General features: G+C 72.4%; 12 protein-coding genes and 3 tRNA genes. 9 read left to right on the plus strand and 6 right to left on the minus strand.

Features of this window, described 5'->3' with window-relative positions; all coding sequences use genetic code 11:
• Both M0P34_RS06885 and M0P34_RS06890 read left to right on the plus strand, forming a co-directional pair.
• The coding region (locus M0P34_RS06885) for an ATP-binding protein (RefSeq protein ID WP_291497763.1) at window positions 1-1,327 on the plus strand (1,327 nt) is incomplete at its 5' end.
• On the plus strand, window positions 1,317-1,949 hold the full coding sequence (locus M0P34_RS06890; protein ID WP_291497765.1) for a response regulator transcription factor: 633 nt from the start codon (window positions 1,317-1,319) through the stop codon (window positions 1,947-1,949). The genes M0P34_RS06885 and M0P34_RS06890, both read left to right, overlap by 11 nt.
• Window positions 1,950-1,962: 13 nt before the next feature.
• On the opposite strand, the gene M0P34_RS06895 is transcribed toward M0P34_RS06890, so the two are convergent.
• The 6 genes from M0P34_RS06895 to dksA all read right to left on the minus strand — a co-directional run bounded on the left by M0P34_RS06895 (window position 1,963) and on the right by dksA (window position 8,870).
• A complete protein-coding gene (locus M0P34_RS06895; protein ID WP_291497767.1) occupies window positions 1,963-2,754 on the minus strand; it encodes a hypothetical protein in 792 nt (263 codons plus the stop codon).
• A 228-nt stretch (window positions 2,755-2,982) separates the two neighbouring features.
• Window positions 2,983-3,411 (minus strand): rRNA maturation RNase YbeY, encoded by a 429-nt coding sequence (gene ybeY / locus M0P34_RS06900; protein ID WP_291497769.1) that lies wholly within the window; start codon window positions 3,409-3,411, stop codon window positions 2,983-2,985.
• Window positions 3,408-5,855, minus strand: coding sequence for an HDIG domain-containing metalloprotein (locus tag M0P34_RS06905; protein WP_291497771.1), 2,448 nt, complete (start codon window positions 5,853-5,855; stop codon window positions 3,408-3,410). Before M0P34_RS06905 ends, ybeY begins: the two co-directional genes overlap by 4 nt.
• Window positions 5,818-6,801, minus strand: a complete 984-nt coding sequence (locus tag M0P34_RS06910) for a PhoH family protein (protein WP_291497773.1) — start codon at window positions 6,799-6,801, stop codon at window positions 5,818-5,820. Before M0P34_RS06910 ends, M0P34_RS06905 begins: the two co-directional genes overlap by 38 nt.
• A gap of 149 nt (window positions 6,802-6,950) precedes the next feature.
• Window positions 6,951-8,498, minus strand: coding sequence for an NFACT RNA binding domain-containing protein (locus tag M0P34_RS06915; protein ID WP_291497775.1), 1,548 nt, complete (start codon window positions 8,496-8,498; stop codon window positions 6,951-6,953).
• A 9-nt stretch (window positions 8,499-8,507) separates the two neighbouring features.
• Window positions 8,508-8,870 (minus strand): RNA polymerase-binding protein DksA, encoded by a 363-nt coding sequence (dksA, locus tag M0P34_RS06920; RefSeq protein WP_291497778.1) that lies wholly within the window; start codon window positions 8,868-8,870, stop codon window positions 8,508-8,510.
• Between the two features lie 203 nt (window positions 8,871-9,073).
• Here dksA and M0P34_RS06925 point away from each other — a divergent pair, with 203 nt between their 5' ends.
• The 7 genes from M0P34_RS06925 (at window position 9,074) to M0P34_RS06955 (ending at window position 13,507) form a co-directional block, all read left to right on the plus strand.
• Window positions 9,074-9,922: a DUF364 domain-containing protein gene (locus M0P34_RS06925; RefSeq protein ID WP_291497780.1), complete on the plus strand. Its 849-nt coding sequence runs from the start codon at window positions 9,074-9,076 to the stop codon at window positions 9,920-9,922.
• A gap of 54 nt (window positions 9,923-9,976) precedes the next feature.
• A tRNA-Gly gene (locus tag M0P34_RS06930) sits at window positions 9,977-10,051 on the plus strand.
• 211 nt (window positions 10,052-10,262) lie between these two features.
• Window positions 10,263-10,337, plus strand: a tRNA-Cys gene (locus tag M0P34_RS06935).
• Between the two features lie 4 nt (window positions 10,338-10,341).
• Window positions 10,342-10,416 (plus strand) — tRNA-Gly (locus tag M0P34_RS06940).
• Between the two features lie 72 nt (window positions 10,417-10,488).
• Window positions 10,489-11,232, plus strand: coding sequence for a methyltransferase (locus tag M0P34_RS06945; RefSeq protein WP_291497782.1), 744 nt, complete (start codon window positions 10,489-10,491; stop codon window positions 11,230-11,232).
• Entirely contained in the window at window positions 11,229-12,956 is a 1,728-nt protein-coding gene (locus M0P34_RS06950) for a YcaO-like family protein (protein ID WP_291497785.1), read from the plus strand. The genes M0P34_RS06945 and M0P34_RS06950 overlap by 4 nt, the downstream gene beginning before the upstream one ends.
• A 233-nt stretch (window positions 12,957-13,189) precedes the next feature.
• Complete coding sequence (locus M0P34_RS06955) at window positions 13,190-13,507, plus strand: TusE/DsrC/DsvC family sulfur relay protein (RefSeq protein WP_291497787.1); 318 nt, start codon at window positions 13,190-13,192, stop codon at window positions 13,505-13,507.
• Window positions 13,508-14,180 lie beyond the last annotated feature (673 nt).

Below are 14,180 nucleotides of genomic sequence, written 5' to 3' on the forward strand. Positions count from 1 at the left end.
CAGGACGCTGCCCTCGACCCTGCATTTCGGAATCTACTGCCTGTTCACCTTCGGCTACTGCATGACATCCAAGACGTCGCTCTGGGGCGCGAGCCTGTTCCTGCCGCCCCTGCCGCCCCTGCTGGGCGAATACCTGCCCCTGTTCTGCTTCGTGGCCTGGGGTCCCTTCCTCAACCGCTTCTATCTCTCCCTGTATCCCGACGAGTTCCACAAGATCACGCGCCACATCTCGGACGCGCGGCTGGCGGCATACGTCCTGCTGCTGCTCTTCGCGGCGCCCGTCCACTCCTCGCAGTACATCCTCCTGGCCATGGTCACGGGCATGGGCCTGGGCATCTACTACCTCCAGCGGCTCATCGTCTGTGTGCGGCGCGGGCGCGACGGCGCGTGGCTGCTCCTGGCCGGAACCCTGGTCTTCCTCGTCTCCGCCGTGAGCGACGCCCTGAGCCACGCCCGCGTCATCAAGGTCGCCTACCTCATCGAGCCGGGGATGTTCCTTTTCGTCATCACCCAGGCCCTGACCCTGGCCAGGCGCTTCACCGTCGCCTTCGAGGCCGTGGAGACCCTTTCGGACGAGCTGGAGCGGAAAAACGCCTCCCTGCGGGCCGAAATGGATGAACGCAACAGGCTGGAGCGGGAGGTGGTCCAGATCAGCGAGGAGGAGCGCCGCCGCATCAGCCACGAGCTGCACGACGGCCTGTGCCAGAAGCTCACCGGGGCCCGGCTGCGCGCGGCCATCCTCAACAGGCGCCTGGCCGACACGGGCGACGGCGCGGCCATGGCCGACCTGCGGGAGCTGCTGGACGCCTCGGCCGACGACGCCTACCGCACCTCGCGCGGGCTCTGGCCCGTGGAGCACGACCCCTCGGCCCCCGGGCCCTCCCTGGACGACCTGGCCCGGCGCATCGCCAAGGATACGGGCACCGCCGTGCACTTCGAACGGCAGCTCGGCTGCGGGCAGTGCGCCAACCCCAACGTGACCACGCTCTACCGCATCGCCCAGGAGGCCCTGGCCAACGCGGCCAAGCACTCCCGGGCCAGCGAGATCCGCATGGAGCTGCGCTGCCCCGTGGCGGGCGGCGTCCGCCTGACGGTGCGCGACGACGGCATCGGCCGGGAGGCCGCCGGACGCGGCCACGACGCAAGGGCAAAAAAACCGGGCGACGGGCTGGGCCTGGGCATCATGGCCCACCGCGCCGCGATCATCCAGGCCGAGCTGCGCATAGGCGACGCCCCCGGCGGCGGAACGGTGGTCACCTGCGTGGCGCCCTGCGCCCTGGCCCGGGGCGCCGGGCCCGCAGAGGAGGAACCCCGCCATGAGTCCTGAAGCCCTGGCCGCCCATGTTCTGCTCATCGACGACCACCCCGCCGTGCGCCAGGGGCTTCGCCTGCTGCTGGAATCGCGCGGGCACCGGCCCGGGGCCGAGGCGGGAACGCGCACCGAGGCCCTGGCGGCCCTCGGGGGCGCCCGCTTCGACCTCGCCCTGCTGGACCTCTCCCTGGAAGACGGCAGCGGCCTCGACCTGCTGGCCGACCTGGCCGAGCACGCCATTCCCGTCCTGGTCTATTCCATGCACGAGGACGCCGCGACCATCCAGCGGGCCCTGCGCTGCGGAGCCAACGGCTACGTCACCAAGCGCGAGGAGCCGGACGTGCTGCTGGAGGGGGTCGGGGCGCTCATGCGCGGCGGGGGATTCGTCAGCCCCCGCGCCGCGCAGGCCCTGGCCGAAAAGGGCGACGCGGCAAGCCCCGACCCGCTGTCCCTGCTCAGCGACCGCGAACGGAGCATCTTCTCGGCCATGGCGCGCGGCGCGGCCAATGCGGAAATCGCCGCGCAACTCGGCATCAGCCCGCGCACAGTGGAGACCTATCTGGCGAGAATCGTGAACAAGCTCGGGCTGGAAAGCATCCGGGCCCTGCGCAAGTTCATCATCGCCGGAGGCCAGTAGGGCCCGGGCCCCGTCAGGGCGGCACGGCCAGCCCGCGAAGCAGCTGCGGCCACGCGGCGGCCCAGGCCGGGCCGCCGTGGCCCAGCCCCGGCACCGCCCGCACCCGCACCGGTGCCCCCGGCCCCAGGCGGGCCACGAAGGAATCCGTCACCCGGCGGGTGACGTTGGCGTCCGCCCCGCCCAGGAAATGCACCTGCGGCAGCGACGCCAGCCGCCCGGCCGCATCCGCGGGATTGAGCGACCCCGACAGCGGCGCCACCGCGTGCATGCGCGTCCACACGGCGTGGTCCAGGTTGCCGCAGACGGTGACCAGCCCGGCCACATCCGCCCGCCGCGCCGCCAGCAGCGCCGCCACCGCCCCGCCGCCGGAAAACCCGAACAGCACCGCGCGCCGCGCCCCGGCCGCGCGCATGGCCGCGTCCAGCAGGCGGCCCTGGGCGGCCAGCACCGTGGGCGAGAAGCGCCCGGTGGTCCAATGGACAGAGCAGCAGGCCGGGCCGCCCACATACTGGCAGGGGCGCCCCAGGTAGGCCACGGCGGGCGCCGGATCGGCCCGGGCCAGCAGCAGGGCCGTGGCCTCGCGCGGGGTGGGGTCCAGCGAGGGCGCGGTCCGCGAGGCGTATGCCGCGCCGTCGCCCTCGATGTAGACGTGCAGCGTGTCTGCCCGCCCCCGCGTCCACCCGGCGGCGGGCAGCGGCGCGGTCACGCCAAGGGGCAGCCACGCGGGGTCGGCCTCGAGGGCGCGCAGGGCCGGGGGCCGGGAGGCGGGGGCGCAGGCCGCCAGCACGACCAGGGCCGCGAACATCAGGAAAAACCCGGTGATGGGAGGCGAAGCGGCCGGGGCGGGCCTGCGCGGAAGAGCCGGGGGGGACGGGCGGGGGCGCTGCATGGCGCCAGCCTACGCCACCCGGTCCCCGGGGGCAACGCGCGCGGCAGGCGCCAAGGGCGGAGGGCGGAGGGCGGCGAGAGACGGGCGACGGGCTTCCGGAAGCGCGGGGCCGCCCGCGCGGGCGGCGGCTCCCGGTCCGGCGGCTCAGTCCTCCCGGACGGCCGCCACGGCCCGCTCGGTCAGGGCGTCCATTTCCGGGCCGTGGTCGTGGCCCGCAAGGTGCAGGAAGCCGTGGGCCAGGAGGCGCGCGGCGTGTTCGGCCACGGGCTGGCCGTAGAGGTCGGCCTCGCGCAGCAGGGTGTCCACAGACAGTGCGACCTGCCCCAGGGCGGCGGGGGCCGCGCCCGGGGCGGCCCCGGCCTCGGGGAAGGACAGGACGTTGGTCGGCCCAGGGCGGTTCATGAACCGACGGTGCAGCCCGGCCATGCGCCGATCGTCCACCAGCAGCAGCTCCGCGTCGGCCCCGGGCAGGCCCAGGGCGTCGAGGATGCGCCCGGCCAGGGCCGCGGCCTCGCGCCGGGACAGCCCGGCCGCGGGGTCCAGCCCCGGCCCGGTGAGCACCGTCACGCTCACCGCGAGCCCCGCTGCTTGGTGAACTTGAGCACCGAGCCGCCGTCGCGCGCGTCGGCGGGCGAGCTTTGGCCGGTGGGGTCCTGCTCGGGCCTGTGGCCGCTGCGCGGCTCGGGGCCGGCCTCGGGCGGCGGGCCGTCGGCAAAGGCCGACTCGGGCCGGTACTCCGTGCGCGCCCGGGCGTCCTCGCGCAGTTGCGGGCTGTCCCCGCCGGGGTATTCGATACGCTGGTGGAAGATGCCGGTAAGGATGCGCAAAAAGACGCTGGAAAGCTCGTGCAGGTCCTTGAGGGTCAGGGCCGATTCGTCCAGCTGCCCGTCGGAGAATATCTTTTTGACGATCTTCTCGATGTGGCCCTTGATGCGGCTGGGCGTGGGGTCCACCAGGGTCCGGCTGGATGCCTCGATGGCGTCGGCCAAGAGCAGCAGCCCGGCCTCCTTGGTCTGCGGCTTGGGCCCCGGGTAGCGGAACTCGTCCTCGCGCGGCGGGGCCTCGCCGCGCGCCTCGGCCTGCTCGCAGGCCTTGTGGTAGAAGAAGGAGATGAGCATGGTCCCGTGGTGCTGGCGGATGAGATCCTCGATCTCGGTGCCGAGCTTGTGTGTGCGGGCCAGCTCCACGCCCTGCTTGATGTGGCTGGTCAGGATCAGGGCGCTCATGGACGGCGCCAGCTTGTCGTGACGGTTCTCCCCGCCCATCTGGTTCTCGATGAAATACAGCGGCTTGGTGACCTTGCCCACGTCGTGGTACAGCGCGGCCACCCGCGCCAGCAGCGGGTTGGCCCCGATGGCCCGGGCCCCGGCCTCCACCATGTTCGAGAGCACCAGGGAGTGGTGGTACGAGCCCGGGGCGCTGACCATCAGCTCCTGGAGCAGCGGCTGCTCCAGGCTCATGAGCTCCATGAGCCTGAACCGCGAGGTGTAGCCCAGCAGGTATTCGGCCATGGGCGACAGGGCCAGCAGCAGCACCAGGGACACGAAGCCCCCGGCCAGCACATAGGCCCAGCCCGCCAGGGCATGGGTCATGCCCTGGTATTCGAGCAGGTTGGCCCCGACCCAGGCCAGGGACAGCCCCGCCAGCAGCGGCAGCACCGAGGCCAGCAGCTCCTTGCGGCTTTCGGCGCGCTTGATCACGAAGGCGTAGAGCAGCCCGCTGGCGAACAGGAAGGAGAACAGCGTCAGCCCCCCGCCCATGATGTGCGCGCAGAAGAACGCCAGGATCAGGGACACGAAGAAGCACGTCACCAGCGGGAAGAACATGGCCGCCACGCCCGAGGCCCCGGCCAGGGGCAGGCTGTAGGGGATGATCTCCTTGGTCAGCACGGGGGAGCCCAGGGTCAGCGGGCCGCCGATGAGCGCCAGGAACTTCGCCCCGGAGCAGAAGACCACGGCCAGCATGCACAGCAGCACATAGTCGCGCCCCTGAAGCGGCGGGCACAGCCGCGCGCGGCGGCACAGCGGCAGCCCCAGGGCCATGAGCGCCGCCAGCACGAAGATGCCCCCGGCGGGCAGCACGGTCACGCTGCGCGGCGACTCGGCGGCCATGGCCTGGAGCTTGACCTGCTGCTCCAGGGTCACGGCCTCGCCGTGGCGCACCAGGATCTCGCCCTGGCGGACGTGGAAGTATACCGGGCGCAGGGAGGCCATGGCCCGCTCGGCCCGGGCGCGCGTCTCCTCGCGGTTCAGGACCAGGCTCGGCTCCAGCGCCGGGCCGACGAGCGCCCAAACGGCCTTGCGCACCGTCAGGGGCTTCTTCAGCTCGTTCTTGAGGAAGGCCGCCAGGGCCGCGCGCAGGTGCTCGATGTCCGTCACCGTTTCGGTGTCGGCGATCATGGTCTCCTCGCCGGCGGCCATGTCGCGCAGGATGATGCCGTGCGCGTGGCGCGCGAGGTCGTCGGCGTCGTCGACCACGCCCCGGTCCAGCAGGTCGCCCACCCACGGCAAAACCCGGCCCAGCACCAGGTTCTGGAAATCCTCGCGCTGCCACAGGGCCAGGGTGGCCTTGGCTATCTCCGAGTTCAGGTCCTCGGCGATCTGCCAGCGCACGTCTTCCAGGGCCTCGGGGCTGGCGGCGTCCAGGGTGGCGAACACGTCGCGCACCGTCGCCTCCAGCAGGCGCCGGGTGTCCGGCGAGAGGTCGAACACCGGGGCCTGGGCCTCGGCGGCCGCGCGGCGCTTGGCCAGGGTGGAGGTGATGTCCTCCACCAGGAAATCGCGCCGGGCCACCACGTCGGTGTCGGCGATGTCCCCGGCCGTGTAGGCCGGGGGGCCCGGCTCCACGCGCACGCCCGCCAGAGCCGACAGCCCCAGCAGCACCAGCAAAAGCAGGACCACCCCGGAAGTTCCGGGACCGGCGGCGCCCGAGGCGCCCCGGGCGCCCAGGACGAAATCGCCCTTGGCCGGACGCGGGGCCTTAGCCTTCCTGCGGGCCTGATTCTTCGTAACGCTCATAAGCCTGGACAATCCTTCCCACCAGGGGATGACGAATCACATCCTTCTCGCCGAAGGCGATGAAGGCGATGCCCTCCACACCGGCCAGGGCCTTGGCCGCCTGCACCAATCCCGAGGAGGCCTTGCCGGGCAGGTCGATCTGGGTCACGTCGCCCGTGACCACCGCCCGCGAGCCGAAGCCCAGGCGGGTAAGAAACATCTTCATCTGCTCGGGGGTGGTGTTCTGGGCCTCGTCGAGGATGATGAACGCATCGTTCAGGGTGCGCCCGCGCATGAAGGCCAGGGGAGCCACTTCGATGACCCCGGTCTCCAGCATTTCCTGGACCTTGGCGAAATCGAGCATGTCGTGCAGGGCGTCGTAGAGCGGGCGCAGGTAGGGGTTGACCTTCTCGATCATGTCGCCGGGCAGGAACCCGAGCTTCTCGCCGGCCTCCACGGCCGGGCGTGTAAGCACGATGCGCTTGACCTCGCGCGCCAGCAGGCAGGACACGGCCAGGGCCACGGCGAGATAGGTCTTGCCCGTGCCCGCCGGGCCGATGCCGAAGGTCAGGTCGTTCTCGCGGATGGCCTGCATGTAGTCGCGCTGGCCCAGGGTCTTGGGGCTGATCCGCCGCTTGGGCGAGGCCGCGCAGACCTCCGAGTCGAAAACCTCGCCCAGCCGGGCCGAGGGCTCGCGCCGCAGGACGCCCAGGGCGAGCTCCACATCGCGCGGGAAGACCGGCCTGCCGGACTTGACCTGGGCGTAGAGCTGCACCAGGAGGTTGGCGGCGCGGTTAACGCCCTCCTCGGTGCCGTGCAGGTGGACGCGATTGCCCCGCGAGGAGACGCCCACGCCGCAGCCCCGGGCCACGGCGGCCAGGTTCGCCTCCTGCGCGCCGAACAGCTCGCGCGCCAAAGTGCAATCCTCGAACTCCAAGGATTTCTCGTGGCAGGACGCCTTGGACATGCAACCCCCGGTTTGGCCCTCGCGGGCACCTTGTGCATACGCCTTCCTCCGGGCCGCGTCCACCCGGGCGCAGCCCGCGCCCGGCGCGGGAATCGTCGATTTCACCGCGCGGGGCGGGGCCTGGCGGGCGCCGGGCCGTGGGCCCGGGCTCACGGCCCGGCCTCGGCCAGCCGCGCCTCCAGGTCCGGGTCGGGGTCCACGGCCAGGGTCCGCTCCAGGCGGTCCACCGCGACCTTGCCCGGCCCGCCGCCGGTGATGGCGCGCACATGGCGCACCTGGGCGCAAAGCACCTCGGCCCGCCCCCCGGCGGCGTGGCTGCGCAGGGCCGCCAGCCCGGCGGCCTCGGCCAGGCTCGCCTCGGGCACGGCCTGGTCCGGAAAATCGCGGCGCAGGACGACATGGGCCCCGGGGCCGTCGGCCGCGTGGAACCACAGGTCGAAGGGGCTGGCCAGCTTGCGCAGGTCGTGGTTGGCCCGCGCGCTCTTGCCGCGCAGGACCACGAAGCCGTCGCTGGTGCGGAAACGGGCCACCCCGGGCACGGCCCCGGCCGGGCGTTCCACGGTGTGGCGGTCGGCCGGGCGGGCCGCCCCGCCCTCGCGGCCCGGGGGCAGCTCCCCGCGCTCGGCGGCGGCCAGCTCCGCGCGCAGGCGTTCCTCGCGCCCCGCCAGGAAATCCAGGCCCCGCCGCCCCTTGGCCGCCAGCCGGAACAGGCGCTCCATGTTCTCCAGCAGGGTCAGCCGCTGGTCCAGGGCGATGCGCCGGACGGATCCGTCGCCCCGGGGGGCGTCCAGATAGGGGCGCTTGCCGTGCTTGTCAAACAGATAGAGCGCCCCGCGCAGATCCTGGGCGTCCTGGCTCCGGGCCGCCAGGGCCTCCAGGCGCGCACGGTCGGCCTCCAGGCTCTCCAGGGCGCGCAGCGCCCGTGCCCGCGCCGCGTCCAGGCGCTTTTGCGAGGCGGCCTCGGCCCGGGCGCGCAACTGGGGGAACAGGACCGCCCGCCCGAAAAAGCCCGCAGCCTCCACCACATCGTCGAACACATGCTCCGCCAGCCCGGCGCGCAGCTCGGGCGGCAGGCGCCAGGCCAGCAGCCGGGGCCGGGCCGGGCCGGACCCGCCGCCCGGCCCGGCCTCGGGCAGATAGGCGAAAAAGCGCGCGCAGCCGCCCCGGCGCACGGCGTCGAGCACGGCCTGGTCGCGCCCGGGGGGCAAAGCCGCCAGCAGGCGGCGCAGCTCGCGGGTGATCTGCGGATGCTCGCGCCACACGCCGGGATCGTCGCGCACCCGGGCCGCCTCGGGCCAGGAAGGCTCGGCGCCGAATCCGGCGGGCAGGGCGTCGGCGAGGTCCGGCTCGCCCCCGGGGCCGAGCACCAGCCAGCGCCCCGGCCCGGGCGACAGCTCCAGGGCCAGCAGCCGCGCGGGCCAGTCCGCCGTCCAGCCCAGCAGACGGCGGCCCGTCAGGCGCTTGCGCAGCCACATGCAGCGCGCCGAGGGGTCGGCGGGGTTTTCGGGCTTGTGGTCGCTGGCCAGCAGCAGCCCCTCGCCCCGGCCCACGCGCAGCAGCACATACGGCGCGCCCCCGGCGGCCTGGAGGGTCAGAGTCCAGACGCCGGGGGCGGGGCCGTGCAGCTTCTCGATGCGCCGACCCGCGAGGAGCGGGCCCAGGGCGGCGGCGAGGCAGCGGAACAGGTTGGCTTCCATACGGACGGCCTACTCGCCGCGCACCTGCTCCTCCTCCTCCTGGCGGCTCTTGCAGTTGATGCACAGCGTGGTCACCGGGCGGGCCTTGAGGCGCTCCACCGAGATGTCCTCGCCGCACTCCTCGCAGATGCCGAAGGTACCGTCGTCGATGCGGTGCAGGGTCTGCTGGATCTTCTTGATGAGTTTGCGCTCGCGGTCGCGCAGGCGCAGGGTGAAGGAGCGGTCGGACTCGGCTGTGGCGCGGTCGGCGGGATCGGCGTAGACCTCGGGCGACTCGGTCATGTCCTCGATGGTCTCCTCGCCCTTGCGCAGGATGTCGTCGAGCATCTGGTTCAGGTACTTACGGAAGAATTCGATATCCTTTGCTTCCATGGCGGATCCTCCGGATGGGCGCCGGCCGGTGACGGCGCGCGGACTGTCGGGGAAGGGTCTTCTTACTGCATCTCCTCTTGAAAAGTAAACCCCCGTGCATTAGCGTGGCCCGTTTGAGAGTTATGCCCCGCGCGGCGGGGCTGCGCGCCCCGGCGCCCCCCTGCTGCGTTTGCGGGCGGCCCCGGGGCCCGCGGAGCAGGCCCATGGACACGAGCGACCCTCCCCCCGGCCCGCAGGCCGGACCGGCCCTCCAGGCCGCCCTGGTGCGCGCGGTGCTGGCAGCGGCCCTGGCCGAGGCCGACCGGCCCGTGCGCCGCGCCGTGCTGGGCGCGGTCCTGGCGGGCGTGGAACTGGGCGGCCCCGGCGGACCCCGGGCCGGGCTGGCTTCGCGCACGGTCGGCGCCCCGGGTGCCCCGGGCCTCCCGGGCATGCCCGCGTCGGCCCACGCCCTGGCGGGCGGGCTGGCGGGCGCCTGCGCGGCCCCGGGCCCGGCGGGCCCCGGCCAGCCGCAGGGCCTCCCGGCGGAGGGGGCCGACGCGGCCGCACTGGGGCTGGCCGCCGCCCTGGCCCTGCTGCCCGTGCCAGGCAAGGCGCGCCCCGGCAAGGGCCAGGAGCTGCTCCTGGCCGCCGGGCGCGGTCGGCGCGTGGCCGTGGTCGGCCATTTTCCCTTCGTCGAGCGCCTTGGCGGCGCCTTCGCGGCGCTCAGCGTGCTGGAGCTGCGCCCCCGCCCGGGCGACCTGCCCGCCGCCCTGGCCGCCCGGGTGCTGCCCGGGGCGGACGTGGTGGCCATCACCGGCTCGGCCCTGCACAACGGCACCCTGGGCGGGCTGCTGGCCCTGTGCCGCCCGGGGGCGCGGGTGGTGCTCCTGGGGCCCAGCGCACCCCTTGTCCCGGCCCTGCTGGAGCTTGGCGTCGACGCCCTGGCCGGGGTCGTGGTCCGCGACGCGGGCGCCGCCCTGGACGGCGCGGCCCGCGGCCTGCCCTTGCGCCGGCTGGCGGGCGTGGAGCCCGTGTTTCTGGCCCGCCGGGATTTTTTTGACCTTTCGAGTTGACAGGACCGGCGGTCGCGGATAGAAGGTCTCTCGCCTCGACGACGAGGGCCACGAGCGGGAGTAACTCAGTGGTAGAGTGCAACCTTGCCAAGGTTGAAGTCGCGAGTTCAAATCTCGTCTCCCGCTCCAAAGCGACACGCCGGACGCCGACCCAAGGGTCGGCGTCCTTTTTTTGCGGCGGGCCTTCCATTTTTTTGGGCCGCCCCGGCACGAAGTGCTTGCACCCGGCAAGGCGAACGGATACGTTCCCCAGCGCACCGAGGGGTTTTGACGCAGGGGGGACAATTGTCCGTTGACAGCGCCAACTCACCTGGACTATAGGCTCAATTCCTCGGTACGGGGCGGCATAGCCAAGTGGTAAGGCAGAGGTCTGCAAAACCTCCATTCTCCGGTTCAAATCCGGATGCCGCCTCCACGATGCGGGAGTAACTCAGTGGTAGAGTGCAACCTTGCCAAGGTTGAAGTCGCGAGTTCAAATCTCGTCTCCCGCTCCACCAAACCAGCACGACGCCGGCGCAAGCCGGCGTTTTTTTTGCCCGGGCCCGGCCCGGGAACGGAGGTCCCCGGTGCCGACCCCTGAATCCATCTCCCTGGACGCACCCCTGGACGAACTGCTGGACTACGCCGGACGGCGTTTCGCCGTGGCCTTCGAGCCCGTGAGCGCGGCGGGCAGGACCCTGGAGGTCCTGCAGATCACCAACATGGCCGAGTATGTGGAGCGCATCGCCGAGGCCGCCACCCAGGGCCAGGGGCTGGACCTGCCCTTCTGGGCGCGCATCTGGCCGGCCTCGATGGTCCTGGCGCACATGGCGGCCTCGCTGCCCCTGGGGCCAGGCGCCGAGCTTCTGGAAATCGGCGCGGGGGTCGGCGTGTGCGGGCTGTTCGCCGCCGCCGCCGGGCTGCACGCCACCATCACCGACATCAGCCACGACGCCCTGGTCTTCACGCGCATCAACGCGCTGCACAACGGCCTGGGCGACCGGGTCCGGGTGCTGCGGGCCGACTTTTCCGCCGACCGCCTGGGGCGGCGCTTCGATGTCATCATCGGCGCCGAGGTGCTGTACATCGAACGGCTGCACCGGGGGCTGGTCAAGTTCCTGGGGGCGCACCTGCGGCCCCGCGAGGGCGCCCAGGCGCTGCTGGCGCGCAACCACGAGCGCCGCTCCATGCGCTTCTTCAAGCTGGCCGAGGAGGACTTCGTCATGAGCAACAAGACCGTGGGCTGCAAGGCCACGGGCGAGGACGGCGAGATCGAGCGCCACCTGTGCGACATCGTGCGCCTCGTGCCCCGCAAGGTGGTGGCCGCATGATCGTGCTCACGCCCTGCGCAAAGACCTACGACAAGGACCAGGACAAGGCCGTGGCCCCGGAGGTCACCGTGGCCCGCGTGCGCGAGGCCCTGGCCCGCCACGGCGACGCCATCCTGGCCGAAACCCGGCGCATCGACACCGGGCGCCTGGGCATCCCGGTGTTTTTATCCATCGCCGGGGCCGGGGCGCGGCGGGTCATGCCCACGCGCAAGCAGATGGGCAAGGGCGCCTCGCCCATCCAGGCCGAGGCCTCGGCGCTGATGGAGCTGACCGAGCGCTACAGCTATTTCACCTTCTGGGACCGCCGCGAGGGCTTCGCCCTGGCCACCTGGACCGAGGCCCAGGCCCTGTGGCCCGGGCGGGTCATGCCCCTGGCCGAGGTGCTGCGCGCCACCGGCGACACCCTGGACGCGGACCAGGCCGTGCGCGTGCTCGACCTGCACCGCTGGACCTTCTGCCCGGCGACCAACATCAGCTCCGGGCGCGAGGAGTTCGTGCCCCTGGACCTGTTCAAGAAGCTCAACGAATTCAACGGGTCCAGCGCGGGCAACACCAACGAGGAATCCATCTTCCAGGGCGCTGCGGAGCTGGTGGAGCGCCATGTCTGCGCCGTGGCCGACCGCACCCGGCCCGAGATGCCGACCATCGACCCGGCCTCCTGCACGGACCCCGTGCTGGCCGGGCTCATGGAGCGTTTCGCGGCCGCCGGCATCCGCCTGTGGCTCAAGGACATGACCCTGGGCCTGCCCGTGCCCACGGTGGCGGCCCTGGCCTACGACCCGGCGACCTTCCCGGACAGGAGCGAGATCGTCTACACCGCGGGCACGGCCTCCTCGCCGGAAAAAGCCGCCATCCGCGCGCTGACGGAGGTCGCCCAGCTCGCCGGGGACTTCGAGACCGGCGCCAACTACGAGGCATCGGGCCTGCCCAAGTACACCGACCCGCAGCAGTTCCAGTGGCTGACCCGGGGGCCCGTGGTGCCCCTGTCCAGCCTGCCCACGGTGGCCGACCGCGACATCCTGCGCGAGCTGCGGGCCCTGACCTGCGGCCTGGGGCGCCTGGGGCTCAGCCTCTACAGCGTGCAGACCACCTGCGCCGAGCTGGGCCTGCCCGCGCATTACAACTTCGTGCCGGGGTTCCAGTTCCGCGAGCGCACCCCGCGCGCCAGCCTGGGCCTGTTCGTGGGCCGCGTGCTGGCCGAGGAGGCGCCCACAGCCGAAGCCGAAGCCGGGCTGGACGCCCTGGGCCGCGCATACCCCGGGGCCCATTTCCTGCCGCTGCACCGGGCCCTGCTGACCCTGCGCCAGGGCGACACCACCGCCGCGGCGGCCCTCTTCGCCCAGGCCGAACCCCTCCAGGACAACGACGAGGACCGCGCCCTGGCCGCCTTCTACCAGGCCTACGCCCTGACGCGCGCCGGGAATTTCGTGGACGCCCTGCCCCACCTGGACCGCGCCGTGGCGCTGTGCCCGGAGGTCAAGGAGTACTTCAACCTGCGCGGGGTGGCCCGCTTCAAGGCCAAGGACTTCGAGGGCGCCGCCCGGGACTTCCGCGCCGCCCTGGACCTGGACAGCGGCTCGGCCATGGACCTGGCCAACCTGGGACTGTGCCTGAAATTCCTGGGCCAGCGCCAGGAGGCCATCCACTGCCTGGGCAGCGCGCTGGAGCTGGATTCCTCGCTGGACTTCGCCCGGACGCACCTGGAGGAAATGCTCGGCGTCTAACGTGGCGGAAAGCCAGCCTTTCGGCGCCAGGGCCCGGCCACGGCTTTTTCCGGGAGGCCCCTTGACAAAAAACCCCGTCAGTATTTAGTATCCCCTAACATTTTCGCTGGCACGCTGGCGGGAATTTATGCGGGAGTTGAGCAGCGGAAGCTGCTTATCCATCTAGGAAGTCCGGGTCCGCCCGGAAGCGGCCCCCGGGCTGCTCAGGCATCAAACCATTAAGGAGGACGATCATGGCCACTGTCGAATTCAAGGGCAAATCTTTCGACATCGACGAAGACGGTTTCCTTCAGAAGTTCGAGGACTGGAACCCCGAGTGGGTGGAGTACGTGAAGGAGTCCGAGGGCATCAAGGAGCTGACCGACGAGCACCAGAAGGTCATCGAGTTCCTGCAGGACTACTACAAGAAGAACGGCATCGCCCCGATGGTCCGCATCCTCTCCAAGGTGACCGGCTTCAAGCTGAAGCACATCTACGAGCTGTTCCCCTCCGGCCCCGGCAAGGGCGCCTGTAAGATGGCTGGTCTGCCCAAGCCCACCGGCTGCGTGTAAGACCAACCGGTCCCCAAGCGACCATTCAGGGCGGAGGCTCAGGCTTCCGCCCTTTTTTTGCGCCCTGCCCCCGGCCCGAGCGCACCGGCCAGGGCGCGCATACGGCCCCGGGGCAAACACGCCCGCCGCCCCCGGCAGCCTCCGCCCGCCTCGGGTCGGGCCGCCTTGGCCCCGGCCCGCCTCCTGGCGCCTTGGCCCCTGCCACGCGCCGCTCCCTTTCAGGAGCTCCCCTGCGCGCATCCCCACCCGCCCCCGGCCCCGCAAGCCCGGACTGCTCTGCGGCGCCGAAGCCGGACCGCCCACGGTGCGGCGGGCTCCGGCCCTGGTGCGCGCGGCGCCGCCCGGCCCGCGCCCGCCAGGGGCTGACAACGCCTGCACGCCGAGGAGACGCGCCAGCTGTCCGGACCCTGTCCCGGCCAGAACGGCAGGGGCCACGCCGGGCGTTGCACCGGGGCCGACCGCCCTGGCAACCGGGCAGCGGGGGATGCATCCCTTGCCCAAAGACGCGCGGGCCGGGTGAACTGCTCGGCGCCCGTTGCCTTGGGCCCCCCTGCCCGGGCGCTCGGCCCGGGTAGGCGCTGGGCGGGCGCCACGCCGCGCCCCTCGCCGTCCCCACGCCGCACCCCTCGCCGCACCCACGCCGCACCCGCCCGACCGCATGACATCCGGCCTG

Source organism: Desulfocurvus sp., from assembly GCF_023230885.1.
In the GTDB taxonomy this organism is placed as follows: Bacteria; Desulfobacterota; Desulfovibrionia; order Desulfovibrionales; family Desulfovibrionaceae; genus Desulfocurvus.